Origin of the sequence: Mesorhizobium sp. 1B3, from assembly GCF_050958605.1 — a bacterium.
Lineage (GTDB): Bacteria > Pseudomonadota > Alphaproteobacteria > Rhizobiales > Rhizobiaceae.
In genome coordinates this window covers 722,830-749,010 of the sequence record NZ_JBJHDO010000001.1, presented here as the reverse complement: position 1 = coordinate 749,010, position 26,181 = coordinate 722,830, and the positions used below count along the sequence as shown (strand labels likewise).

The 26,181-nt window shown below is 64.0% G+C and carries 26 protein-coding genes; 11 read left to right on the top strand and 15 right to left on the bottom strand.

Annotated features, from left to right (window positions below; genetic code table 11):
* The first annotated feature begins 82 nt into the window (after positions 1 to 82).
* The 3 genes from ACCO56_RS03530 (at position 83) to ACCO56_RS03520 (ending at position 3,099) form a co-directional block, all read left to right on the top strand.
* On the top strand, positions 83 to 1,654 hold the full coding sequence (locus tag ACCO56_RS03530; RefSeq protein WP_433637663.1) for a sugar ABC transporter ATP-binding protein: 1,572 nt from the start codon (positions 83 to 85) through the stop codon (positions 1,652 to 1,654).
* On the top strand, positions 1,651 to 2,664 hold the full coding sequence (locus ACCO56_RS03525) for an ABC transporter permease (protein ID WP_433637658.1): 1,014 nt from the start codon (positions 1,651 to 1,653) through the stop codon (positions 2,662 to 2,664). The genes ACCO56_RS03530 and ACCO56_RS03525 overlap by 4 nt, the downstream gene beginning before the upstream one ends.
* Positions 2,665 to 2,727: 63 nt before the next feature.
* Positions 2,728 to 3,099 (top strand): cupin domain-containing protein, encoded by a 372-nt coding sequence (locus tag ACCO56_RS03520; protein ID WP_433637657.1) that lies wholly within the window; start codon positions 2,728 to 2,730, stop codon positions 3,097 to 3,099.
* Between the two features lie 62 nt (positions 3,100 to 3,161).
* Here the strand turns inward: ACCO56_RS03520 and nadE are convergent, their stop codons facing one another.
* The 10 genes from nadE to ACCO56_RS03470 all read right to left on the bottom strand — a co-directional run bounded on the left by nadE (position 3,162) and on the right by ACCO56_RS03470 (position 14,056).
* The gene (nadE, locus tag ACCO56_RS03515; RefSeq protein ID WP_433637655.1) at positions 3,162 to 4,154 is read right to left on the bottom strand and encodes an NAD(+) synthase; all 993 of its coding nucleotides are present in this window, start codon (positions 4,152 to 4,154) and stop codon (positions 3,162 to 3,164) included.
* Positions 4,151 to 5,680, bottom strand: coding sequence for a class I adenylate-forming enzyme family protein (locus ACCO56_RS03510; protein ID WP_433637653.1), 1,530 nt, complete (start codon positions 5,678 to 5,680; stop codon positions 4,151 to 4,153). The genes nadE and ACCO56_RS03510 overlap by 4 nt, the downstream gene beginning before the upstream one ends.
* Positions 5,681 to 5,690: 10 nt before the next feature.
* Complete coding sequence (locus ACCO56_RS03505) at positions 5,691 to 5,951, bottom strand: acyl carrier protein (RefSeq protein WP_433637651.1); 261 nt, start codon at positions 5,949 to 5,951, stop codon at positions 5,691 to 5,693.
* The gene (gene asnB / locus ACCO56_RS03500) at positions 5,944 to 7,917 is read right to left on the bottom strand and encodes an asparagine synthase (glutamine-hydrolyzing) (protein WP_433637649.1); all 1,974 of its coding nucleotides are present in this window, start codon (positions 7,915 to 7,917) and stop codon (positions 5,944 to 5,946) included. The genes ACCO56_RS03505 and asnB overlap by 8 nt, the downstream gene beginning before the upstream one ends.
* Before the next feature lie 12 nt (positions 7,918 to 7,929).
* A complete protein-coding gene (locus tag ACCO56_RS03495; RefSeq protein ID WP_433637647.1) occupies positions 7,930 to 9,024 on the bottom strand; it encodes a hypothetical protein in 1,095 nt (364 codons plus the stop codon).
* Between the two features lie 154 nt (positions 9,025 to 9,178).
* Positions 9,179 to 9,988 (bottom strand): formylmethanofuran dehydrogenase subunit C, encoded by an 810-nt coding sequence (locus tag ACCO56_RS03490; RefSeq protein ID WP_433637646.1) that lies wholly within the window; start codon positions 9,986 to 9,988, stop codon positions 9,179 to 9,181.
* Complete coding sequence (gene fhcD / locus ACCO56_RS03485; RefSeq protein ID WP_433637644.1) at positions 9,985 to 10,893, bottom strand: formylmethanofuran--tetrahydromethanopterin N-formyltransferase; 909 nt, start codon at positions 10,891 to 10,893, stop codon at positions 9,985 to 9,987. Before fhcD ends, ACCO56_RS03490 begins: the two co-directional genes overlap by 4 nt.
* Positions 10,881 to 12,512, bottom strand: a complete 1,632-nt coding sequence (locus tag ACCO56_RS03480) for a formylmethanofuran dehydrogenase subunit A (RefSeq protein ID WP_433637642.1) — start codon at positions 12,510 to 12,512, stop codon at positions 10,881 to 10,883. Before ACCO56_RS03480 ends, fhcD begins: the two co-directional genes overlap by 13 nt.
* Complete coding sequence (locus ACCO56_RS03475) at positions 12,506 to 13,585, bottom strand: tungsten formylmethanofuran dehydrogenase (protein ID WP_433637641.1); 1,080 nt, start codon at positions 13,583 to 13,585, stop codon at positions 12,506 to 12,508. Before ACCO56_RS03475 ends, ACCO56_RS03480 begins: the two co-directional genes overlap by 7 nt.
* Before the next feature lie 96 nt (positions 13,586 to 13,681).
* Positions 13,682 to 14,056 carry a 4a-hydroxytetrahydrobiopterin dehydratase gene (locus tag ACCO56_RS03470; RefSeq protein WP_433637638.1) on the bottom strand — a complete coding sequence of 125 codons (375 nt, stop codon included), beginning with the start codon at positions 14,054 to 14,056 and terminating at the stop codon, positions 13,682 to 13,684.
* A gap of 140 nt (positions 14,057 to 14,196) precedes the next feature.
* Here ACCO56_RS03470 and ACCO56_RS03465 point away from each other — a divergent pair, with 140 nt between their 5' ends.
* From ACCO56_RS03465 to fae, 7 genes are all read left to right on the top strand, one after another.
* Positions 14,197 to 15,165: a beta-ribofuranosylaminobenzene 5'-phosphate synthase family protein gene (locus ACCO56_RS03465; RefSeq protein WP_433637637.1), complete on the top strand. Its 969-nt coding sequence runs from the start codon at positions 14,197 to 14,199 to the stop codon at positions 15,163 to 15,165.
* Positions 15,166 to 15,183: 18 nt separating this feature from the next.
* On the top strand, positions 15,184 to 16,080 hold the full coding sequence (locus ACCO56_RS03460) for an NAD(P)-dependent methylenetetrahydromethanopterin dehydrogenase (RefSeq protein WP_433637634.1): 897 nt from the start codon (positions 15,184 to 15,186) through the stop codon (positions 16,078 to 16,080).
* A 16-nt stretch (positions 16,081 to 16,096) separates the two neighbouring features.
* Positions 16,097 to 17,239: an ATP-grasp domain-containing protein gene (locus ACCO56_RS03455; protein ID WP_433637633.1), complete on the top strand. Its 1,143-nt coding sequence runs from the start codon at positions 16,097 to 16,099 to the stop codon at positions 17,237 to 17,239.
* Positions 17,236 to 18,192, top strand: coding sequence for a methenyltetrahydromethanopterin cyclohydrolase (gene mch / locus ACCO56_RS03450; RefSeq protein WP_433637632.1), 957 nt, complete (start codon positions 17,236 to 17,238; stop codon positions 18,190 to 18,192). The genes ACCO56_RS03455 and mch overlap by 4 nt, the downstream gene beginning before the upstream one ends.
* A gap of 3 nt (positions 18,193 to 18,195) precedes the next feature.
* On the top strand, positions 18,196 to 19,146 hold the full coding sequence (locus ACCO56_RS03445; RefSeq protein ID WP_433637631.1) for an ATP-grasp domain-containing protein: 951 nt from the start codon (positions 18,196 to 18,198) through the stop codon (positions 19,144 to 19,146).
* A complete protein-coding gene (locus ACCO56_RS03440; RefSeq protein ID WP_433637630.1) occupies positions 19,143 to 19,988 on the top strand; it encodes a triphosphoribosyl-dephospho-CoA synthase in 846 nt (281 codons plus the stop codon). The genes ACCO56_RS03445 and ACCO56_RS03440 overlap by 4 nt, the downstream gene beginning before the upstream one ends.
* A 169-nt stretch (positions 19,989 to 20,157) precedes the next feature.
* Positions 20,158 to 20,664 (top strand): formaldehyde-activating enzyme, encoded by a 507-nt coding sequence (gene fae / locus ACCO56_RS03435; RefSeq protein WP_433637628.1) that lies wholly within the window; start codon positions 20,158 to 20,160, stop codon positions 20,662 to 20,664.
* Between the two features lie 113 nt (positions 20,665 to 20,777).
* On the opposite strand, the gene ACCO56_RS03430 is transcribed toward fae, so the two are convergent.
* The gene (locus ACCO56_RS03430) at positions 20,778 to 21,479 is read right to left on the bottom strand and encodes a HisA/HisF-related TIM barrel protein (RefSeq protein WP_433637626.1); all 702 of its coding nucleotides are present in this window, start codon (positions 21,477 to 21,479) and stop codon (positions 20,778 to 20,780) included.
* Between the two features lie 43 nt (positions 21,480 to 21,522).
* On the opposite strand from ACCO56_RS03430, the gene ACCO56_RS03425 reads away from it, so the two are divergent.
* The gene (locus ACCO56_RS03425) at positions 21,523 to 22,551 is read left to right on the top strand and encodes a hydantoinase/oxoprolinase family protein (protein WP_433637625.1); all 1,029 of its coding nucleotides are present in this window, start codon (positions 21,523 to 21,525) and stop codon (positions 22,549 to 22,551) included.
* 16 nt (positions 22,552 to 22,567) lie between these two features.
* On the opposite strand, the gene ACCO56_RS03420 is transcribed toward ACCO56_RS03425, so the two are convergent.
* The 4 genes from ACCO56_RS03420 to ACCO56_RS03405 are packed head-to-tail and all read right to left on the bottom strand — an operon-like array spanning position 22,568 to position 26,079.
* The gene (locus ACCO56_RS03420) at positions 22,568 to 23,791 is read right to left on the bottom strand and encodes a multidrug efflux MFS transporter (RefSeq protein WP_433637622.1); all 1,224 of its coding nucleotides are present in this window, start codon (positions 23,789 to 23,791) and stop codon (positions 22,568 to 22,570) included.
* 56 nt (positions 23,792 to 23,847) lie between these two features.
* A complete protein-coding gene (locus ACCO56_RS03415; protein ID WP_433637620.1) occupies positions 23,848 to 24,033 on the bottom strand; it encodes a hypothetical protein in 186 nt (61 codons plus the stop codon).
* A gap of 57 nt (positions 24,034 to 24,090) precedes the next feature.
* Positions 24,091 to 24,684, bottom strand: coding sequence for a DUF447 domain-containing protein (locus ACCO56_RS03410; protein WP_433637618.1), 594 nt, complete (start codon positions 24,682 to 24,684; stop codon positions 24,091 to 24,093).
* Entirely contained in the window at positions 24,685 to 26,079 is a 1,395-nt protein-coding gene (locus ACCO56_RS03405) for a DUF6513 domain-containing protein (RefSeq protein ID WP_433638323.1), read from the bottom strand.
* Positions 26,080 to 26,181 lie beyond the last annotated feature (102 nt).

Here is a 26,181-nt window from a genome sequence, read left to right as displayed (position 1 = left end):
CTATCGATCTGGCATGTGATACCTTGCTGCGGCGTCCACGGCCGCCGCAACCATCCAGCACGAACCTCCTGGGGAGACTGACATGTCGTCACCGGATTCTGCCGGAGAAGCCGATGTGCTCCTGTCCGTCGAGGGACTGACGAAACACTTTGCCGGCGTGACGGCACTGAGCGACGTCTCCCTCGACGTGCGTCGCGGCGAGGTTTTGGGACTGCTTGGCGAGAACGGCGCAGGAAAGTCGACCCTTCTCAAGATCCTATCCGGCGTGCAGCCGCCCTCGAGCGGCCGCATCGTTTTCGATGGCGGAGAGTTCAGCCCGTCAGATCCCAACGACGCCAAACAGCGGGGCATCGTCACGATCTATCAGGAGCTCAGCCTCGTCCCGACGCTGACGGTCGCCGAGAACATCTTCATCGGACGCGCCCCGCTCGGACCTTTCGGGCTGGTGAACTGGCGCCGGATGGAACGGGAGTCGCGTGCCATCATCGCGCGGGTCGGTTTGAACATCGATCCCAAGACCCCTGTTTCCGCGCTCTCGGTGGCGGAGCAGCAGCTCGTAGAAATCGCACGCGCTTTGTCGCTCAGGAGCCGCCTCATCATCATGGACGAGCCCACATCGGCGCTCACCGAAACCGAGGTCCAGAGGCTCCTGTCGATCATGGACCGGCTGCGCCAGGACGGGGTGGCCGTCATGTTCGTCACCCACCGCCTCGAAGAGGCGTCAGCCATTTGCGATCGCATGACCGTGCTGCGCGACGGCAGGCTGGCCGGCCATCTGACTCGGGAAGGCCGACCGATCGGCATTCCATCCATCATCGAGCGCATGGTCGGACGTGCCGCATCCGAGCTCTATTCCAGGCCGAGCGAGCGCAACAATGCCGGAGATGTACGGCTTTCGGTTCGCGGCCTGCGGACCGTACGCGATCCGGAAGCGCCACACGCCATCGTGCTGGAGGGCGTGGATCTCGACCTCAGGGCCGGCGAAATCCTGGGCATTGCCGGTCTCGTCGGATCTGGCCGCACAGAGCTTGCCCGCGCCATCTTCGGCGCCGACCGCATCGCCGCCGGCACCATCAGCCTAGACGGGGTGCCGATAGTCCCCGCCTCTCCCGCCGACGCCATCGAACTGGGCATCGGCCTCGTGCCGGAAGACCGCAAGCAGCAGGCTATCTTTGCCGCTTTGGGCATTCTGAACAATTTTTCGATCGCAACCCTCGGCACCTATAGCAACGGGCTGGGCTTCATGACGGAGCGCCGCGAGCGCGAGGCCCTGGCCAGTTACAAGAAGATGCTCGCAATCCGGATGGCTTCGCCGGAACAGGCGATAGAGGGGCTTTCAGGCGGCAATCAGCAGAAGGTCATCCTTGCCCGCTGGCTGGCGCGCGACCCCAAGGTGCTGATCGTCGACGAGCCGACACGTGGCGTCGATGTCGGAGCGAAGGCGGAGGTGCATCAAATCCTCGTCCAGCTCGCGGCACGCGGCATCGCGATCATGATGATCTCTTCCGAACTGCCGGAAGTGCTTGCCGTCAGCGACAGGATCGTCACGATGAGGCGTGGTCGCGTCACGGGCGAGATGCCGGCAATCGATGCGAATGAGGAGAAGTTGATGGCGCTGATGGCGCTCGATCGTATCCAGGCGGAGGAAGCATGAGCACGGTTGCCCGGGAAGAACGCAGTGGACCGGATCTCGCACGCCTGCTCGTCAATTTCGGCCCGCTGCTGTTTCTTATCGCGCTGATGATCGTCTTCACCTTGATGAAGCCGAGCTTCATCGATCCGATCAATCTCTTCAACATCACCAGGCAGATCTCGATCACCGGCCTCATCGCGCTCGGCATGACCTTCGTCATCCTCACGGCCGGCATCGATCTCTCGGTCGGTTCCCTGCTTGCCTTTTGCGGCATGGTGGCTGCCGTCGTCGCCAAAGGCGGCACTGCCAACACGCTCTCTCTCGACCCCTCGCAGGCGGCCGGCTACGGCTGGTTCGCCGCCTTGCTCGCCGCGATCATCGTCGGCGCGGCCTGCGGCGGCATCCAGGGCCTAGCGATCACGAGGCTCAAGGTGCCGCCCTTCGTCGTCACGCTCGGCGGCCTTACCGTGTTTCGGGGCCTGACGCTGACCATCTCCAACGGTGGTCCGATCTCGGGTTTCGATGCTTCCATGCGCTGGTTCGGCACCGGTCTCATCGGACCGGTGCCGGTTCCGGCGATCATCTTCGTCGTCGCAGCCATCCTTTGCCACATCGTGCTGCGCTATACGCGTTATGGACGCGCCGTCTATGCGGTGGGTGGCAATGCCGAGGCCGCCCGGCTCTCCGGTTTGCGCGTCGACCGGATCCTGGTCTCGGTCTATATCATTGTCGGATTCTTCGCGGGCCTCGCCGCCTTCGTTCTTTCGGCCCGCCTCAACTCGGCTGAGGCGGTGGCCGGCATCGGCTACGAACTCACCGTGATTTCGGCCGTCGTGATCGGAGGAACGTCGCTGTTCGGCGGCGTCGGCAGCATCAGCGGAACCGTCGTGGGCGCAGCCCTCATCGGCGTGTTGCAGAACGGGCTCCAGTTCAACAATGTCTCGTCCTACACGCAGAGCATCGTCATCGGACTCATCCTTATCGCTGCGGTCGCCTTCGACCGCTGGCTCAAGCTTCGGGTACGCCGGTAGGCCATTCGCTGCTTTTGGTAATACTTCTCATCACGACAACTGATCAGCAGAGGGAAGCCCAGCATGCCTAACGTCATCCGACAAGCGGAGCTAAAGCCGGGTGCGAGCCGTACCGTGCGCTTCGAAGGACAGGAGCATGGCTCGCAAATATCCTTCTTCCTCGTCGATAACGATCCAGGCCAGGGACCTGGCCTCCATGTCCATCCCTACACGGAAACCTGGATCGTCCAGACCGGCGAAGTCGAGTTCACTGTCGGAGCGGAAAAGATCCGTGCCCGCGCGGGGGATATCGTCGTCGCCCCCTCGGGCATTCCCCACAAGTTCCGGAATATCGGTTCGGGCCGGTTGCAAGCCGTCTGCATCCACGCCAGCGAGAACATCGTCCAGGATTGGGTCGAGGAACTCTCGGTCACGGAAAGACCGGGAGACGCCTGACGGAACACCTTCAGTCTTCGAGCCGCATGCGCCGGGTCGGGTTTCTCTCCATAGCAACGCGGTCAAGCGGGCGGCAATACAGCCTCGACGCGCTGTGCGGGCAGATGAAGATAATGCGCCGCCTTGCGCTTGGCGGCAATATCGGCCCACACGAGCGCGACCTGCTCCTCCGTGAGAGAAGCCGCCTGTGCGACTTCCTTGGCGGGAACATCGTTGTCGAGTCCATAAAGGCACAGATCGAGCTTGTCGTAAGGCAGAGAGAAATAAAACTCCTCCTGCGTCTGCGGGAGCGAGTAGGTGTCCGTGGTCGGAGGGCGTCGCCGCACCTCCTCAGGTACACCGAGACATTCGGCAAGCTGATAGACTTGCGATTTGTAGAGATGGGCGATCGGCTTCACGTCCGCCGAGCCATCGCCATTCTTGACGAAAAAGCCCTGGTCGTCCTCAAGGCGATTGGGCGTGCCGAGCACCCCATATTTGAGGCGGTCGGCATGGAAGTATTCGAGCTGCTTGCGCGTGCGCTGCTTCATGTTCGTGGCGGCCACGATCCCCAGATAAGTGCGCGCGGGAAGACGAATCTTTCGCGTCTCACCTGCGGGGTCTTCCACAACCAGCGAGGAAATATTGTAACCGGCCGTCGTGACCCCATTTGCGATGACGAGCTTGGAGCGCCAGCCCTCGCCGTATTCCGGCACGACTTCCCGGATCGATGCATCGCGGCGCGCATAGCAGCCCATAGCCTCCAGCATGGGGCCAATATTCTCCACCTCTCCTCCCAGGCCAAACGTCGTTGCCACCAATTGACCGAGGCGCAAGCTTTCCGGGTCGGAATCATTCTCCGGCATGAAAAGACAGAACACGTTCTCAGGCCCGACCGCCCGGGCGGCCAATGCGGCGCAGACGCTGGAATCGATGCCGCCGGAAAGGCCGAGGACAAATCCGCGCCGGCGCATGGCGCGAAGCTGAGCGCGCATGGCAGCGACGATGCGCTCCGTTTCCGCCTGCGCATCGATCGTGAGCGTCCGCGCCGAAAAGGTTGTTCCTAGCGAGGTCATTCCTTTTCTCCTGCTTCCGTGACGAGCCGCCGGCTCACTTTCCCGCTCGCCGTCAGAGGGAGCTCAGCGCGAAATTCGACGGACTTCGGCACCATGGATTCCGGCAGAATTCCAGCGCAATGCCGCAGGACATCACGTTCTGTGAGGGTCGGATCGGACACGACGGCCACCGCCCGAAGCGCCATCCCCAGAACCGGATCAGGCACGCCAACGACAACCGCCGCCACGACGCCACGACAGGCATGAAGCGCCGCCTCCACCTGGGACAGCGCAATTTTCTCGCCGCCGACCTTCACGATGTCGTCTTTGCGACCGACGAAATAGAGAAAGCCGGCCGCGTCGGTACGGAACAGATCCCCTGTGTGGAGCCACCGCTCGCCCGGTTTCGGTCCGGGGCGAAGCACGGCGCCGGTCGACGCCGGGTTTTCCCAATAGCCCTGCATGACATGAGGTCCCCGTACGACCAGCTCGCCGACGGTGCCCGCCGGCAGCGACCGTCCGGTTTCGTCGACGACGAGCACCTCGGTTCCCGGTATTGCCTTGCCGACAGAATCCGGCCGCTGATCCACTTCCTCGGGGGGCAGGAAGGTGGCGCGTGCGCATTCGGTCAGGCCGTACATGAGGTAGAGGCACGCCTGCGGAAAGAGCTCCGTCAGCCCGGCGACATGTGCGGTCGGCAGCGCGGCCGCGGCATTGGTGATGTAGCGCAAGGTGGGTAGCGGCTCGACATCCTTCATGGAGAGGATCATCGCCGCCATGGTGGGCACCAGAGGCAGGCCGGTGATGCCCTCCGCGCGCGCTGCCGCGAGCACGGCATGGGGGAAGGCGAAGTTCTTTTGCAGCACCAACCGCGCGCCAACTCGCACGGCGACGAGCAACTGGTAAAGACCATAGGTGAAGGAGAGCGGCAGGATGCCGAGGATGACGTCGTCGGCAGAGTTTTCGAGATAGGCGGCGATCGAGCCGGACGCGGCGACGATGTTCGCATGGGTCATCATCACGCCCTTGGCGTTTCCGGTCGAGCCCGAGGTATAGATGATCATCGCCAGGTCGTCACCGGTACCGGCTTCGGGCAGCCCATCCGGCTCTTCCGCAACGCAATCATCGAAGGCGAGTACCCCGGGGATGGCGACTGCTCCTCGCGCCACCACGGTGATCAGGGAGACAGGCACGTCTCTGCCAGCTTCTTCGCACAGGCGAGCATATTTGGCCTGTGTCAGTATCGCCGAGGGCCGGCAATCCCCGAGCACGAAGCGGAGGCCGTCGGCCTTCAGAGACGGATTGACCGGGCAGAGAACCGCTCCCGCCTTCAGCACGGCGAAAACGGCGACAGTCATCTCCCAGATATTTTCCATGAAGACGACGACACGGTCGCCGCGTCGCACCCCACGGGCCAGCAAGGCGCTGGCGAGCCGATCCGACTTGTCGTCGAGTACGCCGTAGCTCAACCGCGTTTCTTCGGCCGTCACGGCAATCCGTCCGGGATTTGCGGCAGCAGTGTTTCGCAGCAGGGTTTCGACGCGCATCTGGATCAGCTCAGTTCACGGCCTCGCGCTTGCACGCTACGAAATTTGCGATCCGGGCGATGGAATCGAGATTGTCCGGCACGATGTCGGCGTCGGCAAGAGAGATGCCGAAGGTCTGCTCGACGAAAGCCACCAGTTCCAGAATTCCGGTGGAATCGACGAGGTCGCTCTCGACTAGCGAAAGTTCGTCCGCAAGCGGATAGGCGTCGTCGCCGAACAGAAAGTTCTCGACGATGAAGGTTCGAACCTGGCTCTTGATCGCGTCAGACATGGACAGCTCGTTCTTTGAAGGAAACTTGCGGTTGGCTGGGTGGTTCTCTCCGGCCGTCACCGAGAAATTCACGGGCCCAGAGTTGCGCCGAGATAATGCCGACCAGCGCGGCATTATCCCGGAAGCCGGTGACTGCGCCACGGTTGAACTTCTCCATAAGCTTGCTCACCGCCCGAGGATTGAAGAGCCCTGCGGAAGCGACGGGCCCGGCTTGCAAGAGTTCCCCGACATAGGAAGCTGCAGGCCCGCGAAAGGCTGCGCTACCCGGCGCGCGATAGGGTTGCTTGCCCCGCTGGGCGATGGCAGGCGGAAGGAGATCGGCTGCCGCGCTGCGCAGGATGCGCTTTTCACGCAGGCCACGGAGCTTCATACGAGCCGGAATGCGTGCGGCAAATTCGACAAGGCGATGGTCGAGAAAAGGAAAGCGTGTTTCGACGCCATGCGCCATCGCCATCCGATCGCCCTGGCTCGACAATATATATCCCGGTAGGAGGAACCGGGTCTCGATATATTGCGCGAGATGGAGCGGGTGCCATCGCCTGGAGGATTCGGGCAGCGCAGCAACGATTTCCTCTGTGGCGTCGTAGCCCGAGAGCGTCTGGCGCAGATCGCTCGAAAGGAACATCTTTGCGCCGGCTGTCGTGCGAAACCTGGGACGATGAGAAGCGAGCCGATCGTGCGCATCTCCTCCGATACCGAAGAACGCGGCGAGATATTCCGGTGTCTGCTGCTGCAGCGAAGGAAGGTAGGGATAGAGCTTGCGAAAGAGCCGGGGCCTGAGTTGCGAGGCAGGCTGTCGTCCGCAAAAGCGACGAATCCCGGCTTCCTTGAAAAGATCGTAGCCGGCGAAGATCTCGTCCGCCCCCTCGCCGGATAGGACCACCTTCAGGCCCCGCTCGCGCGCCAGCCCGGACAAGAGATAAAGCGGCGCCGGAGCCGTGCGCAGCACCGGCTGTTCCATGTGCCGCACGACCGTGGGAAAGGCGCCGGCGATATCGTCCGAGCCGCAGGTGACAGAGTGATGGAGCGTTCCCAGTGCCCTGGCCATGACGTCCTGCTGCGCACTCTCGTCATATTCTGCATCCGCGAAGGCCACCGAGAAGGTGTGAAAGTCACTGGCCGCCATACGGGTCCCGAGTGCCGAGACAATGGAAGAATCGAGGCCTCCGGACAGGAATGCACCGACTTCGACATCGGCGCGCAAGCGGATGCTGACGGCATCCTCGAGGAGCGCTCTCAGCTCCCCGCCGAGCTCACGCTCGTCCCTCGGATCCTCGTCGCCCAGGTCGGGAAAATCGAGGGACCAGTAGCGCCAGGTGCGGCACCCGCCATTCTCCACAAGCATTGCCTCGCCTGGGGCGAGCTCGGCGATGCCCTTGAATGCTGTGCGCGGTGCAATTGGCGTCCACAACGTGAAAATCTGGTCGAGCGCGATGGGGTCGAGTTCGGGCCGCAGTCCAGGCACCTGCATCAACGCCTTGACCTCGGAAGCGAAATAGAAGGCCCCGCGGTGGTGTGAGTAAAAGAGTGGGCGGACCCCCATTCGATCGCGGGCAAGCAGCATGCGGCGGCGGCGCCCATCCCAGATGGCAAACGCAAAGTCGCCGTTGAGCATGGACACGAAGTCCGGCCCGTTCTCCTCGTAGAGATGCAGAAGGACTTCGGTATCGCTCGACGTGCGGAAGCGACGTCCGCGCGAGACAAGCTCGCTGCGCAGTTCGAGATAATTGAAGATCTCGCCGTTGTAGGTGATCCACACCGTCCCGTCGGCATTCGACATCGGCTGCCCCCCGCCGGACAGATCGATGATGGACAACCGTCGGTGAACGAGCCCGGCACCCTCGTCGACATGGGCCCCTTCGCCGTCTGGCCCCCGGTGGGCGATCGCGGAAGCCATGCGCCGCAGCAGCGCAGTAGCCTCGTCGGCGGCCAAATCCGCTTCGCAGAAGCCGGCTATTCCGCACATGGTCCGCTCCCGCTAATCAAAACGGTCCCCGATGAGCCGTGACCAGGATTCTCCGGCAAAACCGTTGAAGAAGGCCTTACCCGTCCGGAATGGCTCCACCAGGGCCGGATCGCGGGCGTGCACGATGCTCGATGCGGCATTCATGAACAGGAAAGGCTGGCCAAGCATGGCCTCGATCAGCGCTGGCATGGTTCGCCCGCGCAGCGCGACCAAACCCTGATCACTGGCGTGGGCGATCATGCAGTCGATCACCGCTCCACTCTGACCGGGTGCGGCGAGGATTTGGATGACGCGGCCGATGCGGCCCGGATAACCGTAATATTGGAAGAGCCCGACGGCTCGGCCGTCGCGCGTTGTTACCATGCGCCGGACCATTTCGCCGTAAAGGGCTTTGCGGTGGGATTCGGCAATCATGCAGCGCAAATTTTCCCCCTTCCATTGAGGGCGCGCCGCGAAGGTCTTCGTGAAACGTTCAAGAAGGGCGGCAGTCATCTCGTCGTCGGCCTCGCTGGTCGGCAAGGTCTTGCCGGGCAAGCCGAAGAACCGCGACTGGATTTTCCTCTGCCGAAGGAGCCTGTCGAAGGGCTTGGCCAAAGGCGAAATGATGCGCACGGCCCGAGAGACATGCGCAGCCATCTCAATCAGGAATTCCGTTGGGCGCAGCACACGCAGCCACTCGAGGCTGTAGCCGGGCAGCATGGTGGCGTTGACCCCGCGCCACATGGCGGTGGATATGTCGTTGGCCGTTTCGGTAAGCGAAATGTCCTGGGGGCCTGCGAGAAAGGCCCGCATCAGCCGCGCACCGGCGAATGGATCGTCGGAGTGCCGGTCCACCATGAACGAGCCGCACAGAGCACCGCGGACCGCCCTTCCCTCGACTTCCATCGGCAGCGCCAACGCCCCGATAAAGCCCGCCACGGAGCCGTCGCCGCGAAGATAGACGTGAGAATTGATATCCGGATCGCGATGAGCGCCATCCAGGAAGAGCTCACCCAGATAGGCCTCGAGCGAAGGCATCGCCGGCTCGCTCGTCTTGCGCAGAATGCGCTGCAGCAAGGCGGCGACCGCCGGCACATCCGATCTGATCAACGGTCTGATGCTGCCCATGCAACGGTCTCTCCAAACCTCGCGCCAGCTGGGCGCCAACGCAGGAAATGGTCGCAAGCAGATCGGATATAGTTGTCGGGTTAAGTTTCGGTATCGGGCGGCAGTCGTCTACGCCTGAAAGATCTCCGGTCGATCTTACTGCCCCTCGCGGCACTCAGCGGGGGAAGAGAACTTCGCCGAGACCCAGGACAGCATTGTCGCCTCCATAGCGGCGGGGCGCGATCCCGAGCAGCGGCCGCTTCAGGATGCCTTCGCCGATGAGATGGCGGTCGATCAGGGCGGCGAAGATGCTTTCCGGCGCCCCGCATTCCACGAAGCTCGGCGACAGGCTCTTCGGCGCGCGGTCGAGGAGGATCGAGCCCCGCCGCATCAGATAGCCTGGCATTTCCCCCGCGCCGCCCGCCACAGCGAGCGTACCGGCGATCATCCGGCATCCTGGAAAATCACCGCAGCCCTTCAGCACGACGACCAAACCACGCCGCATGCGATCGCCGGCATAAACGCCCGCCCCTCCCCGCACGATCAGCACGCCGCCATTCATGCCCGCAAGCTCTCCCGCCAGGGGAGCGCCGAGATGATCACCGGCCCGACCCAGGATCTCGAGCCTGCCGCCGCGCATGGCCGACCCGGCATGCGGACCGGCGCTGCCTTCGACGACGACTTGCCCGCCTCGCATGGCGCGGCCTGCAAGCGCGCCGACATCCCCGATGACGCGTACCGTCCCGCCGGCCAGCCCCTCGGCCACCCGGTCGAAGCGATTGCTCCCGCCGTCGAAAACGATGGTCTCCAAGTCATTACCTGCAATGCGGAAGATATCGCCGACGAGCGCGGGGCGTCGCGAGGTGCCGATCCGGATTTTCTCGATTTCATGCCTTTCCAAACCGGCCAGGCGAAGCGCAGTCAGCGGGGACAGATCCAGCCGCTCGCCCGGCTTCGCGACGAGCGTGAAGGTCAGCGGCTTCATGGCAGCAGGTCCTTCAGATGGTAATGGAACTTGCCGAGCTTGCCACCGTAATTACCCGCGCTGATGCGCGTCGCGCCTTTGTCCGGCCCAAGCTTGCCGACTGCCTCGATCCCCGCCTTCATGGCGGCGGCCACCGCGTTGCTCGTCTCGCCGTCGATGACGATCTCGAGCACCGCATTGACTTCCGGACCGATCGCGCTTTTGGTCACGCCGCGCAAGGTCGGCGCGAAGGCTTCGTTGGTCGAAGCCGACATGCCCTTGTATTTGCCGCCCACCTTCGAGCCGGACCGCACGACACCGCCGGGAAATGGCATGATCGCCCCCGGAACCCTGTCGATCGCCGCGACCGCCGCTTCCGCCGCGGCAAGCGCCCTGCCGCTGCTTTGCGCAAGCAGTAGGAGGTTGCCGCCGCCGACCGCCTCCTTGGTCATGCCGGTGGTGGCCTCGCATAGGAACTCTCCGTCCATCACGGGGACCCGCCAGTAGTGCCTGTCGCCGAATTTCTTGGAGATCTGCCAACCATCGCCGAAGTAGCGCAGGGCGGCGCCGAGCTTCAACTCGTTGGGTCCGTCCAGTCCGGCAAAGCACGCGCTGCCGGGTGAGGTCAGCACGCACTGCCCGATGCGGTTCTGCAATTGTTTCTGCAACTCGTCCGTGCTGATCGCGAAGATCATCACCCGGCAACCCGGGCGACCGTCCGGGGTCTGCGCCGGCGACAGCTCGATATCGATCGCTGCCTCGCAGCCGCATCCGATGACCGACGTCGCGAAGCCGGTCATGGTGATTGCGGCCTGCCTTGCCCATTTTCGGGTCGGCGCGGTGATGACGACAGCCGTCGCGCGCATGCCGAAAGCTTCCGCGAAGGTATCGTCGACGGCGACACCATTGACCTCTAGCTTCGGCATGACACCTCGCCGAACGGATGCTCGCGCCCAATGGCGGAATCGGGAAAAGTGAACCAGTCGAGCGATAGCCCGTAGCGTTGCTGGTGATAGGCTTCGAGCCGTTTTTTGATGGCGCCCTCCACGGGAGGATCGAGCCGCAAGGCCTTGCCCCAACGATAATGCGTGACTTCCCCGTCGCGCACGACAAGGTCACCATTCTTGAACACCAGGGCCGCCGACCCGAGCATCTGCGCGATGTCCTTGTCCCTCCGGTAGACCGCGATGTCGGCGATCGCACCCGCACCGAGATGGCCGCGATCGGAGAGGCCGAGGAGGCGTGCGGGCGCCGCCCGGGTCATGATGGCGATCTCCTCGAACGTATATTCGCGTGCAATCGACGCCAGCGTCGTCAATTCGAGTCCCTTTCGAGAAAGCCCGGAGGCCATTCGCTCTCGCGCATCGCGGCTCATCAGCAGCTCGAAGAGCTGGGGATAGACCGTGAAAGGTGCGCCGTTCGGGTGATCGGTCGTGAAGAAGACCCGCCAGGGATCGGTGATGAGAAGGAAGAGCTCCAGCCCTGCCGCCCATTGAACCGTGCCGTAGAAATCCGGTCGATAACGATAGGGCACGATGCCGCCGCCATTGCCGTCGCTCTCGTGGATCACCGTCTTCCTGGGATGTGCGCTTCCCCTTGCGGAGAACTGGCGCAAGACGTCGCCCGAGATGGTCACCGTTTGTCCGAACATCACCTGGCCGATATCGATGGTGACTTCCGGCGTCTGGTTGACCAGCTCAGCGAGCCGTGCGGCAGCCGAGGAAAACTTGCGCTTCCCCTCCGTGCCATAGCCGTAGAACTGGAGATGGGCGAGATGGAGAGGCACACCTTCGGCTGCGGCGATGGTCGTGGCGGCGGTATCGGCCGAACCGGCCGCGCCGAGATTGTTGCAATGGACGTGCAGCGGATGGGGAACGCCAAGCCTTGCCACCGCCGACTGCAGCGTCTTGACGATCCGGCGCGAGCTGACGCCATAAAGGGGTACGACATCGTCGAACGAAAAGCTGCGTACATTCTCGCGGAAGGCCGCAGCCGCACCCGCGTTGATGACCTTCACGCCGAGCGCCCTTGTCGATGCGATGGTCCAGGCGACATAGTCGTCGATCATGGCCGGCGAGGAGCCGTCGCGGATCAGCGACAGGAGGAAATCGTCATTGCCGAGGATGACGAGTGTCGCCTTGTCGATGATGGGAATATCGGCAAGTTCAAGATGTGTGTGGAGAGCACCCCCGGGCGGCATGGCAGGCTCCACCACAGTGGTGAAGCCCATCCTGGCGTAGAGGCATCCGGTCTCGAAGGTCGACCAGCCGGCGTTCGACAGCGGCGTCACCGCCGGTCGGGACATATGCGCGGCGTGGTGTTCCGGCAGCAAGAGCCGCGCCGTGTTCACGTTGCCCCCGCCGATATGGGAATGGATGTCGATGCCACCAGCCATGACCACGCAGCCGCTCGCATCGAAGGTTCTGTCGGCCTGTCCGCCGGACGGCGGATCGACGATCATCTCGTCGCGGATCCAAACGTCCCCCTTACCCGCCCGGCCATTCACGGGATCGATGACTTCCCCTCCAGCGATGCGCGTCAGCATGGCAACTCCGCCGACACGAGATCAGCGATCGCGTGGACGATTGCCGCCGACGTCGGAAGGTCTGACTCCTCTCTCGCGCGGAGCGAAACCAAACCTCCCGTTCGCGCGGAGTAGACGACGCCGGGATGGTCGGCACCCACCTCGCCGATCGCGATCGTCACCGCCGCTCCGGGTATGGCGCGCGCCGTCCGGGCAAGCGCGATCGTCCTGGTGCCGTTCTTGCGGACTGGTCGCCCGCCGACATGCCCCGAGATCCAGAGATGAAGGTCGGCCTCCCCTCCTGCGATCATCCTTTCGGCGTCGAAGCGCCAGGGATCGAATTCGGGAAAGCCGCGCGCAAACCCGGTGCGCAGCGGAAAGCCGGTCATCCAGGTGGAAGCAAGCACGCCGCCCCAACCATTCTCGCTCGCTGTCAGATGAAGCGTCGACGCTCGCTTTCTGCGATTGAGGTCCGCGACCAGCCCTTGCAGCATCTCCAGGGCGAGAGCATCGGCCGAGTAACCCGAAAATACGAAGACGGGAAAACGCGCCACAGACAGGGCCTCGGCAAAGCGGCCGAAATTGGAGACCGGGATCGTCACCTGGCGGCCCGCGCATTGAGCCCGAAGTGCGGCCAGCGTCGCTGCCAGCCCGGCATTGGCCACGAATAGCTGGATCGCCTCCCCGCCCCAGGGCAAGCCCTTCGAGCGGCCCCTGCCGACACGGAAAACATTGCGCCCGCCCTTCTCTGCCAGGTCGGGGACGGAATTCGTGAGGTCCGCCAGGAAGGCATGATAGGCTTCCGGCATGGTGCCCACCAGCACCAGAAGATCGGCGCGGCCCCGCGCCTCGCCGGGGGAAACGGTCATGGCCCCCTTGTCGGTGAAAAGTGCCGTCTCGGCGGCAAGCGACGCGCCGCGGGGATGATCGCAGGCTGCACCGATCCGCTCTGCCAAACCAATCGCGGCGCGTACGCCATGAATATCCGTGTCGAGACTGAAGACCGGGCACCGACTTGAACGAAGAAGCATCGCGGCATGCTCGACCGCGCGCCTCAACAGTGTTTCCCGGTTGCCGATCCAAGCAACCGCCATCCTGTTCGCCGCTTTCTGGTGCCGGACGGAACTCTAGACGAAAGCACCAGGGCCGAAAACCCCCGTTGTGAGGCAGGATCGCGGTGCTAGGCCGCCTCAATCATATTTGATGTAAGCAAACCGCTGGTCGGTCGGTGGCGTGCCTTCCAGCGCGCCTCCCTCGGTGGCCGGCTGCCAGTGGACCACATCCTCGATCTTCTTGGCCAGTTCGAAATCCTTGTCGGTGACGCCCTTGGCCGCATGGTTCATCAGACGCACCTCGACCCAGGCATAGGACGCAGTGATGTCGGGATGATGCCACGCGGCTTCGGCGAGATGGCCTACCGTGTTGATGACCATCAGCGTCGATTTCCAGCCATGGGTCTTGTACTTTCGCCTTATCCAACCGTTCTCATACCGCCATTTCGGCAGTTCCTTCTCCAGCCGCTCGACGATCTCGGCTTCCGAATAAACCCTTTCCTGTGTGCTCATCTCGACCTCGCTTGATCCGCCCGGCACCAAAGTAGGGGCTCGCCTTGCCGCTCCGCGCTTGCTCCCAAGGTGAAAGCGGCTATCATTGCGCCGGGCACCTGAACTTCCTGATGCATAATCATGCACCCAACGGGGAGCAGATGTCGAATTCTGTTACGGTACGTGTGCCCGCACGCCTCCATCTCGGTTTTCTCGATCCCAGCGGCGACGCCGACCGGCGCTTCGGCAGTCTCGGCCTTCCCCTGGACGAGCCGGAGACCGTGGTGACGTTGTCGCGTTCGGCGGAGGACCACGTGGCCGGCCCCGACAGCGCTCGGGCCGCAGCGCATCTCACCACGCTGTGCCGGCGCCTCGGTATTCGCGCCCGGCACCGTCTGGTCATCGAGGAGGCGATCCCGGCGCATGCCGGGCTCGGTTCCGGCACCCAGATCGCCCTGGCCGTCGCCGCTGCATTGCGCACTCTGCATCAACTCGCGCTCGACACCGATGGCGATGCGACGCTGCTGGCGCGCGGCGGGCGCTCCGGCATCGGAATCGCGAGCTTCGCGAGCGGCGGGGTCATCATCGATGCCGGCAAGGGCGGGAGCAGCCGGCCACCGACAGTGGTGGCCAGACTGCCCTTTCCCGAGGATTGGCGGGTGGTTCTGGTACTCGACTACAAGCGGGAAGGACTCCACGGGGCGGAGGAGGTCGCGGCCTTTCGTGCCCTGCCACCCTTTCCCAGAAGCAGCACAGGCGAAATCTGCCGGCAGGTGCTGACGGGTTTGATGCCCGCCTTGATGGAGCAGGACATCGCAGCCTTCGGCGCGGCGGTCTCCGCGGTGCAGATTCTGGTCGGCACGCATTTCGCCCCGGCACAAGGGGGAATCTTCACCTCGTCGCGGGTGGAGCGGGTGATCGGCGGCCTTGCAGAAGCAGGCGCCGTCGGTATCGGACAAAGCTCGTGGGGACCGACCGGCTTTGCCTTCGCAGCCTCTCAGAACGCCGCGGAAAGCATGGTCGCATCCATCGCGGCGCTCGTGCCGGAAGGCATCGAGACCAGGATCGTGCGCGGGCGGAACCATGGCGCCACGATCAGCGCACGCGGCCTCGATCTCGTGGGGAGCTGAAGTTCGAGGGAGGACAGTATGGCACGCAAACATATCCTTCATATGCTCACCCCGCTCGGACATATGAGTCCCTTCGACGTCAATATGGCGCTCGACGCGGGGTTCGACGCGGTCCTGCCCTATGTCGGCGTCAGTCCCGGCGAGGTGACCGGGCTTGTGCAGGACGCTATCTTCTCCCGCCCGCCCGATGCCGGGGTCGATACCGGTATCTTCATAGCTGGCAAGGATGTCTCGCTGGCACTCGACATGTTCGACGCGGCCAGGAAAGCGATGGTGCCGCCCTTCAAGGTCTCGGTTTTTGCCGATCCCGCGGGGTCATTCACCACGGCCGCCGCCATGGTCGCCAAGGTGGAGAAGGCGCTGCAGGCCAAGTTCGATCGGGGCTTGAACGACAGCCGCATCGCGATTTTCGGCGCCACCGGTGTTGTCGGCTTCTGCACGGCCGTCATTGCGGCGAAGGAGGGTGCACATGTGACGCTTGTCGGCCATGACGGGGTCGAACGCGTGAAGAAGGTCGCGGCCGAGATCGAGAGCCGGTTCGAGGCGTCTGTCGATATCGCCGACGGATCGACCGAGGCTGGAAACAAGAGAGCCGTCGCGGCATCCGAGATCGTCCTTACTGCAGCCAAGGCCGGCGTTCAGGTCATTTCCAAGGCGCAGTTCGAGAATGCGGGCGATCTGCTGATCGCGGCCGATGTGAATGCCGTGCCGCCCGCCGGCATCGAGGGGCTGACGGTCAACGCCAACGCCGAGCCGCTCGAAGCGACAAAAGCTGTCGGCATCGGCCCGCTCGCCATCGGCAACGTCAAGTACAAGGTGGAGTTCGGCCTCTTCAAGAAGATGATCGAGGCTGAAAAGGCAGTCACTTTCGATTTCCAGGATGCATTCGCACTTGCACGCGAAATCGCCAAATAGAACATCAGGCCCAAAAGTGGATTTCGGGTTCGGGACGGGCCGCTCCTCCCGTGCCGGGCTTCTCCTTATCGCGGCGATTTCCGGACGGGCGCTCGCGGCCGCGGCGCAACGGGCGGGCTATCGATCGTTGGTGATGGACATGTTCTGCGACAGCGATACGGCAGTCCTCGCCGAACGGATGGCCGGGATTCCAGGCAGCCTGCAGGAGGGTATCGACGGCGAGAAGCTCATTTCCGAGATGAAGCGACTGGCGGGGACGAGCCGGCCGGATGCCGTCGTCCTCGGCTCGGGCTTCGAGCGGAAGGGCGAGCTTGTCGATGACATCGCACGTCATTTCCCTCTGGCCGGAAACGGCGGACCAGCGATCCGCCGGGTCAAGGATCCCTGGTTGCTGGCGAATGACTGCGCCGAACTTGGCATTCCCCATCCCACCTTTCGATGGACGCCACCGCCCGATCCCGAGAACTGGATCGCAAAAACCGCGGGCGGCGCAGGCGGGGCGCATATCAAGCGAGCTCATGACGGAGGCGCGGCTCCCGGGCGCTACTTCCAGCGCTTCGTCGACGGCACGAACATATCGGCACTGTTCGTCGCGGACGGGAATGCCGCCCGCATTGTCGGTTTCAGCAGGCAATGGACGTCACCAGCGCCGAGCACCCCCTACCGTTATGGTGGCGCCGTGCGCCTGAAGCGTTTCGACCGCGCGAGTGCCGCGACCATCACGGATTGGCTTTCCCGCTTGGCGCGTCGCGCTGGACTGCTTGGACTATGCAGCGCGGATTTCATCCGCGCCAAGGATGGTTACCGGCTGATCGAGATCAATCCCCGTCCGGGCGCCACTCTGGACATTTTCGACAGCGCCGACGCACCATTGCTGGAAGCGCATCTGCGGGCCTGCCGCGGCCAAGCCTTCCGTCTGCCGAGCTTCGACGATTGCATGGCCTCGATGGTCGCCTATGCGAGCCGGCCCTTGCCTGATTTTCCGAGGATCGCCTGGCCGGACTGGACGGCCGACCGCCAATCGCCCGGCACGAGGCTGATCACCGGCGACCCGATATGCACCGTTTTCGCCCGAGGCCCGAGCGCGGCCGCAACCCACAGGGCCCTGAAAATTCAGGTCAGGCAACTGGAGGCCAGCTGGCACGGAGACCGGAGATGAAGGACGGTTCGGCATTCCTGAATGACAACGCCCAGCGGATCGCCGAAGGGATGATCCGCGATGCGGAGCGGCTGCGTATCCTCGTATCGAGGGGCTCTTCGGGCGAATGCCTGATAGACGCCGGCGCCAAGGCAGAGGGCGGCATCGAAGCGGGCCTGCGCATGGCCGAGGCCGCGATGGGCGGTCTCGGCACCGTCTCGCTCAGGCTGGATCGCGTCCTGCCGAAATGGCCGCTGGCCATCGAAGTACGCTCTTCCCAGCCCGTGCTCGCCTGCCTGGGCGCTCAGTATGCCGGCTGGAATCTTTCGAGCGAGAACTACTTCGCCATGGGCTCGGGGCCGGCCCGGGCGCTCGCCCGGGTCGAGCCCCTCTACGAAACGCTCCCCTACCGGGATTCCGCATCGGCCGCTGTCCTCGTCCTCGAAACCGCAGAACCGCCGCCGCCGACCCTGGTGGCGAAGGTGGCGCAGGCCACCGGCCTTCCCCAGGAAAGCCTGACCTTCCTGTTTGCGCCTACGCAAAGCCTTGCCGGCACCGTGCAGATCGTCGCGCGCGTGCTGGAGGTTGCCCTGCACAAGGCCAACGACCTGAAATTTCCGCTGGAGAACATCGTCGAAGGTATCGGCGCTTCACCGTTGCCGGCACCGCATCCCGATTTTCTCGTCGCCATGGGCCGGACCAACGACGCGATCATCTATGGTGGTCTCGTGCAGCTCTTCGTCCGAGGCACTGCGAAGGATGCGCTTGCCCTCGCAGAAAAACTGCCGAGCAGCGCGTCGCGCGACCACGGACGGCCCTTCGCCGAGATCTTCACGGCCTTCAAGGGTGACTTCTACGCCATCGATCCTCTGCTGTTCAGCCCAGCCGAAGTCATCGTGACGGCATTCGAAACCGGCGATACGTTCAGGGCCGGCGGCCGGGATCTCAAAATGCTCGAACAGAGCCTGGGTTAGACCATGCGCGCGCCTCACATCCTCATCGCAAACGACAGTTCCGATCTCCGCGCCAAGGGGCTCGCGGGTCGGCTACGCCGTCGCGGAGCGGTGGCAACAACTGCGCCCCTGTCTTCGATCGCCTTCGACAGCGAGCGCCCGCACGGTCTCGCAATACCCGGTTTCGAGCATGGGCTCCCCGATGCCGTGCTCGTCCGCTCGATCGCGGCGGGTTCTTTCGAGGCAGTCACGCGACGCCTCGGCTTACTTCACGCGCTTTCGCGGCTCGGGGTTCCCGTCTGGAATTCCGCGCCGGCGATCGAACGCTGCGTGGACAAGTCGATGACGACCTTCCTGTTGAAGAAGGCCGGCCTGCCGACGCCCGCGACATTCACCGTCGAGGGGCGCGTGTCGGCCGAGGCGATCGCGACGCGGGAACTAGCGCGTGGTCCTCTGGTCTTGAAGCCTCTCTTCGGAGCGCAAGGACGAGGCATCCGGCTGATCCGCAACGTCGCGGAACTGCCGTCGGAGGACCATGTCAACGGAGTTTACTACCTTCAGCACTATGTGCCACGCGACGGGCCTCCTTTTCGCGACTTCCGCGTCTTCGTCTGCGCCGGCCGGGCTGTCGCAATGATGAGCCGGCGCGGCACGCACTGGATCACCAATGTCAACCGCGGCGCAGTCCCGGAACCCATATCGGGCCAGTGCGAAGGCGAACTCGCCGCCATGGCGGTCGGAGCCGCCGACGCGGTCGGCGCCGACTTCGCCGGCGTCGACATCGTGCCGGCGCAGGACGGCAGCTTCTCCGTGCTGGAGGTCAACAGCATGCCGGCCTGGTCCGGCCTCCAGTCCGTCGTGGCGGTGAACATCGCCGACGCGATCGCCGAAGCCCTGCTGGCTCTCCTAACCAATCGCGCGGTGACGGCCGACGTCCGTCGCCTCTATCGCCTTGCCGTGCCGGCAAATTCATGACGCTGTCGCGAGACGACATCCGAACCGCCTATGAACACGCCTGCCGTCTGGAAATCGAGGCGCTGAAGCCAGGGAATGTCCATGTCTTCGCCGACGGTCACCGCATGACGGCCGAGCAGTTCCTTGCCAGCGCGCGCGCCTCGGCCGGTCCGCTCGGTGATCCCGGACTGACGACAGGGCGGCGCGTCCTGGAGGCGGTCCAAGCGACAAAGTCGGCCGTCGGCACCAACACCAATCTCGGTATCATCCTGCTTTGCGCGCCGCTCATGCGCGCAGCGGAACTGCCGGGGGGAGAGTACCGCGACAATCTCGGCGCCGTGCTCGAGGGCATGGACATGGCCGACACGAAAGCGATCTTCGAGGCGATTGTGCTTGCATCGCCCGGCGGGCTGGGATCGGCGGAGGCGCACGATGTGCGGGAGGAGCCCAAGGGGCTCATCCTCGAGGCGATGGGTGCCGCGGCCGACCGGGACAGCATCGCTCGCCAATATGTCACCTGCTTCGCTGATGTGTTCGGCATCGGACTTGGAGCTTTGGATCAGGCACTGCAACGGGGAGAAACAGGAATGTGGCCGGCGGTGCGCGCCTATCTGGCCTTTCTCGGCGGGCTTCCTGACAGCCATATCGCCCGCAAGCATGGGCTGGACGTCGCGAACAAGGTGACCGCCGAAGCCGGCATTGTCCGGGCGCAATTGGCTGTAGAGGAAGATGAAACGAAGCGCATCGGCCTGCTGGCTCGGTTCGACCGGCACCTGAAGTCTCGGCAGATCAATCCCGGCACCTCGGCGGACCTGACGGTAGCTTGTCTTTTAGTCCACCTTCTCCGCCGCCAACTTGCATAAAGAGTTTTCTGATGCTTCAATTTCCGCAGCGGAAAGCAGTGCTTCCGCTGCTATCTAGCCAACCGGTCCGGGTCAAACCGGACGCTGCCAACAAGGATAGCTGTCCATCGAGCGTCCGCTCGGTTGCGGCGTCTTTGGACACAATAATCGTGTCTTGGAGGAAATTGGCATGGCAAAGATCTCGAAAGTGATGGTCGGAGAATCGCTGGTCGGCGACGGCAACGAAGTCGCGCATGTCGACCTGCTCATCGGCCCCCGGGGGAGCGCGGTCGAAGCAGCCTTCTGCAACGCCCTCACCAACAACAAGGACGGCTTCACCACACTTCTGGCCGTCATCGCGCCCAACCTGCCCTGCAAGCCCAATACCGTCATGTTCAACAAGGTCACCATCAAGGGAGCCAAACAGGCCGTGCAGATGTTCGGGCCGGCGCAGCATGCCGTCGCGAAGGCCGTCCAGGACAGCGTGGCCGAAGGGATCATCCCTGCCAATGAGGCCGATGACGTGTTCATCTGCGTCGGCGTGTTCATCCATTGGGACGCGGCAGACGATGCCAAGATCCAGCAATTCAACTATCAAGCGACCAAGGAAGCCATTCAACGCGCAGTCGACGGAACGCCGACCGCTGCAGAGGCCACCGAGAAACGAAACTCGGTGACACATCCCTTCGCGGCCTAGACAAGAGACAGCCCCGCACAGGCGAAACCCTCTGCTGAGCCGGATGGTCTGTTGCGCCGGCTGAAACGCCTTCTGGGCATCTGAGGGCCTGCCCGGAGCCACCTTCGGGCGCCCTACCGCTGGGCCAGCGCCGCGAGCTGAGTTGGCGTGAGCGTCCCGTCGTGCAGCGACGTGGCGACGAGAGCGCCGTCTATGCCGTGCGCGACCAAGGCACGGATATCGGCTTCATCGCGCACGCCCCCGGCGGCCACGACGGATCGGTCTCCGGCCATCGCCTTGATATCCCTCAGCCTTGCGAAATCGGGGCCGGCGCCTGCGCCGACCCGGGCAAGCGTCATGACGATCACCTGTTGGGGCCAGTATTGCGGCTGATCGAAGAGAGATGCGGGGCCATGATAACCCTCGGCGAAGAAATCCAGCGAAAGGATCAGCCGAGGATGGTCACGAAAGCGTCGCAGCAGATCTGCGTCGGCCTGGGATTCCGATCCGAGGACCGGCCAGATGGCTGCGTCGGCGAGGGCTGCCGCAAGAGTGCCGGCATCCGCAAAGGCTGCATCGATCCAGAGTTCCGGCGCGTCGGGCATCGCTTTCAGCCGGGCCAGCGCCGCGCGGTTCGGGTCGCGTCCCTCGATGGCATCGAGATCCGCTATGTAGAAGGTCCTGAAATCGTGGAGGCTGCGCAGCCCCTGCGCGACGGAAACGGCGTCCGGGCTTTGGCTGAGCGGCGTGACGATCGGCCGATAGAGGTCGCGCCGGCCTTTCTCGGCCCGCACCACCTCGCCGCCTTTCAAGTCGAGAACAGGGATGATACGCAAGAATCTTTCCCGCCAAGTGTATGCCAGAATGAAAGCGTGAAGCGTGGAAAAAGGGAAGAACATCGTTGCGGGCTTCGATATCGGCGGAGCACATCTCAAGGTCGCACGGGCCGAGAACGGGCGGGTTGTCGCAGCTGCCACCCTTGCCACGCCTCTCTGGCAAGGTCTCGGCAGTCTCGTGTCCGCCTTCAATGAAACCGCGTCTCTCCATGAGGACGCCCATCTCGCTGCCTTCACGATGACCGGCGAATTGGCGGATATCTTCAGGTCCCGACAGGAGGGGGTCGCGGGGCTGCTCGTCGAGATCGGCCGGCATTGCCCATCGGCGGCAAAACTGATCTATGCCGGCCGCTCGGGTTTCGTGAATATCGAGGAGGCCGGAAGGGTCTGGGCGGACGTAGCCTCCGCCAATTGGCACGCCACCGCGTCCCTGGTCGCAAGGCATCAGGGCGACGCCCTGTTCGTGGATATGGGTTCGACAACGACGGACATCATTCCGATCGGTGCCGGCACGCTGCTCAACGAAGGCTATACCGACGCCGAGCGGCTTCTCGAGCGCGAACTCGTCTATACCGGCTTCACCCGCACCTTTCTTTTCGGCATTGCCACCGAGGCGCCCGTGCGCGGCAGGCTGAGCCCGCTGATGAACGAATATTTCGCCTCGATGGCGGACGTCCACCGCATACTGGGAGTGCTCGATGAAAGCGACGACAAGCACTCCGCCGCGGACGGCAAGGAGAAGACCGTGGCCGCCTCGACCGAACGGATCGCCAGAATGGTCGGCCGCGATGCCGGCGACCTTGCGTTCGGCGAATGGCTGAACATTGCAGCCTGGTTCAGCGAGCGACAACTCCGCGCGTTGCACGATGCTACGTTCCTGGTCACCAGCAAGCTCGTGAAAGGCGCTCCGATCGTCGGCGCGGGCACGGGGCGCTGGCAGGTCCGTCGCCTGGCCGACCGCATGGATCGCGCTTTCATCGACTTTGCCGAGGTCATCCCCGCGGACGACGCGGTGCGCGCCGAGGCCGGCGCCGCGGCCCCTGCCGCAGCGGTGGCTCTTTTGGCCGGGTAAGCTCATCCCAGCTCCACTACGTGTCGCGCCCCTCCCGATCCGTACGGCTCGCCCATGCATAGATGGCGCCGAGCCCCATGAGAACGGAGGTGCCGAGGAACACCGCAGGCATGCCGACGTGGCCTCCGACGAAGCCGCCGAGGAGGGGTCCCACGACTTGTCCGGCATATTGGGCCGAGGTCGAGTAGCCGAGAACGCCACCGGCCGCATGATCGGGGACGTTGTGCCGGATCACGCTCGTCACCGAGGGCAGCAGACCGCCCAGGGCAAGCCCCATCAGGAAACGCAGGACGATGAGCTGCCAGCCTTCCGTGACGAAGGCCTGCGGGATCAGCAGCAGGGCGGAGACCGCAAGCGCGCCGATGATGACGTTCCAGTGCCCGATCTGGTCGGCGAGCCGGCCGAGCCGTGCCGCCGAAAGGATGCTGCCCAGCGCCGCGGCGGACATCACGATGCCGGCGACCATCGTGACCCTGGACGGATCTTCCACGAGTTGGGCCACGTAGAGCGTGATGATCGGCTCGATCGACATGTTGGCCAGCATCAGGAGCAGACCGGTCGCCAGCATGGCTACCACAGGCCGCTTGTCCGGCACTGCCGCCCAGCCGGCGCTGGATCCCGGTGCCTTCACACGACCTGGCCGCCAATCCTCCCTGATGAAGAAAACCGTTGCGAGGAAGGTCACGAAGATCACCCCGCCTGCCAGCCAGAACGTGTTGCGGATGCCGATGAGCGGCGGGAGGGCGCCGCCGAGCAGCGGCCCGACGAGGTTCCCGGCCATGATGCCGGTGGAGAGCATGCCCAGCGCCCAGCCGGAACGATTCTTCGGCGTCTGCGTCGCGACCAGTATGGTCGAGCCCGAGGCATACCCGCCGGCGAGGCCGGCGAAGAGACGCAGACCCACGAGCTCCCAGACATTCTCGGCCATGCCGATCAGCGACATGGCGACAGCCATCCCCAGGCTGGCGCGCACCAGCATGGCCTTGCGGCCATATCGATCAGCCAGCCGCCCCCAGAGGGGCGCCACCAGAGCGGCGGCAAAGAAGGTGGCGCCATAGGCTATTCCCGACCACTGCGCGATGGCCGCGTGGTCGCTCACGCCCAGTTCCTCCACATAAAGCGGCAGGAAGGGCAGAAGCAGGGTCATCGCGACGATGGTCGTGAACGACCCGACGAGGCAGACGGCGAGATTGCGCCGCCAATAAGGATGGTCCTGCTCTGCTTGATTGTCGGCCGACATGGATTGAACTGTGGCAGTTTGGGAGGAAGGTGGTCGGTTTAGCTCGAAATACGCTTTCAGCCTACCGGAAGAAAAATCTTGCGCCGCATATTCTCGACGAGGATAGCATCAGCGCAGTCCGTTCCCGGCCGATACGCCGCTTCGGTGGCCAGCAGCACGTCTTCGAGCTTGAGGAGCTTTGCCGCTGTCACGAAAGCCTCGAAGGGCAAAAAGGCCTTCGCCAATTCTTCAGTCGCCGCCATTTCCGTTCTGTTTCCCGCTTCGGCTGCGACAACCATGGCGCGAGGACGCCACGCAGCCTATCCCCGTCTCGCTTCTTCCCCGCCAGCATCCTCCCCCGCGAAATGGTCCGTCACCTTTTGCATCAGCCAGCCCCAAGCCTCTTTCTCGTTCGGCCCAGCTGTCTTTTCGATGGCGATAGAAAGATAGCCAATCTCCGCCTCGATTTTCTCCCGCGGCAACATGCCCAGCCGGCTGACGAGAATAGCCAATTCCAACACCGCAGCTTTGGCCCGGTTGAAACCGGTGAAAGGCGCATGGGTAGCCTCGCTCACTACGCGGCAAAAATGGCGAGGGCGAATGCCGTCTTCGCTGACTTCGACCACTTCGAGAACGGAATGGGCAAGCGCATTGGACAGGCGCGGGACCGGACATCCCGCAACTGCAAGTGTCGGCCACTCGCGCCGGCCGGTCAGGCATCCGGCAAATGTCTGCACGTCGTCCGTGTAGTTGGCGACAGCGAAGGGCACCTCCGCGAGATTGTCCAGCGTTACCGAGGGACGGAACGGCGCGATCACCCAGCCATCCCTTTCGGCGATGATACCGATCGGCGCGATATGTACCTTGCCGGCCCGGTCGGCGGTCGTAACGATGGTTTCGCGGATGTATGGCATCTAGCGCTCCTTCTTCGCGCGCAGCGTATGCCCTGCTTCCGCCAGGCGTGTGCGATCGACCTCTGGCGCGACCGCCGCCACGCCCCAGTCGAGAGGCTCGTCCTGCGTATAGCGTTTGCCGAGGCGCCAGGCGATCTCGGCTTTCATCAGCTCCGCGCCGAGGTAGAAAGCATGGGCGCCATCCCTCTCGACGCCCAACCCGGCAAAGAGTTCGAAGGCATCCGTCGCCGTCCTGTGGCCGCTACCGTTGAAGATATGAATGCCATCCTCGGCTGTCATGATACGGAAATTGGTGTCGCGCACATCCGCCGCTAGGGCTGCGATGTCTTCGAGCGTGGCCGGATAGGGCTTGCGATCGTGTACCTGAAGCAGCCCGCGAGCGTAGCCTCGCGGCAGCGCGCCATCGTTTCGGGCCGCAAACAGGATGCGGCGCGCAAGGTCGTGCTCCTCGACCGTGCGGACGGTATGCGGGCTGACATGGACAACCAGCACGTTGCGGATCTCGAGTTCGGAGCAGAGGCCGGCCAACACCGCCGTCACGCCGGAACTGTCGGCATCCGTCAGCTCGGTGAGATTGCCCGTGCCCATCAGCAGTTCGGCGACCGGCCAGCGTCGGCGTGCCTCGATGAAACGGCCGATCGAAGCAGCGAAGCCAAAATGGATAGGGTCGAGGACGGGATCGGCGATGAAGGGAATGCCCGCACGCTCGGCTTCTTCCATGGCGCGGCCGAGGGAATCGAGATCGCCCGGCGTCGAGGGAATGAGCACGGGCGTCACTTTGTGGTCGAAGGCCAACGGCAAGGTCTTCTCGTCGAGGCTCAGAAGATAATCGGCTCCGGCCCGCGCACCCGTCGCCAGCTCCTCGACGTCAGCCGAGTCGACGCTGACGGAGAAGCCTTCACTTTTTAACGCCCGGACGGCTTCCTCGAGCAGCGGAAACGGTGTCTCCGGCAGGCAGCCGAGATCGATGACATCCGCGCCGACGGCCGCGAGCCGCGCGGCCCGCGCAATCAGCGCTTCGATCGACAGAGTCGGTGCCTCGACGATCTCCGCGAAGATTCGCATATCGTGGCGCGTGAGGTCGGGCGGCGATCCGGCACGGCCCAGGAAAGCCGGAAGGTCGGCGATCTCGTCCGGGCCACGCTGGAACGGCAGGCCGAAGTGCTGGGAAAGCGATGCGAGATCGCCGCGGAAACGGCCGGGCAGCAGGACACGGCTTGCACCGTCCGGCAGTTTCAGGCGGCGCTTGATGATGTCTTCCGTCATCAGCGCTGCCACCTTCACGCCGATGTCAACGACGTCCGAGGAAAATTCGGTTTCGCCGAGGCTGTCGAGCAATCTCTCCAGCCGCGCACGGGCGAGATGTCCGGTGAGAAAGACGAGCCGTTCAGACATGGCGAACGGGCCTGGATCCATGTTTGCGGTCGCCTAGCGGCCAACCTCCGCAGTTGAACATGGCGCGTATGACCAATCCCCCTCTCCGTCTCGGCTGCGCCG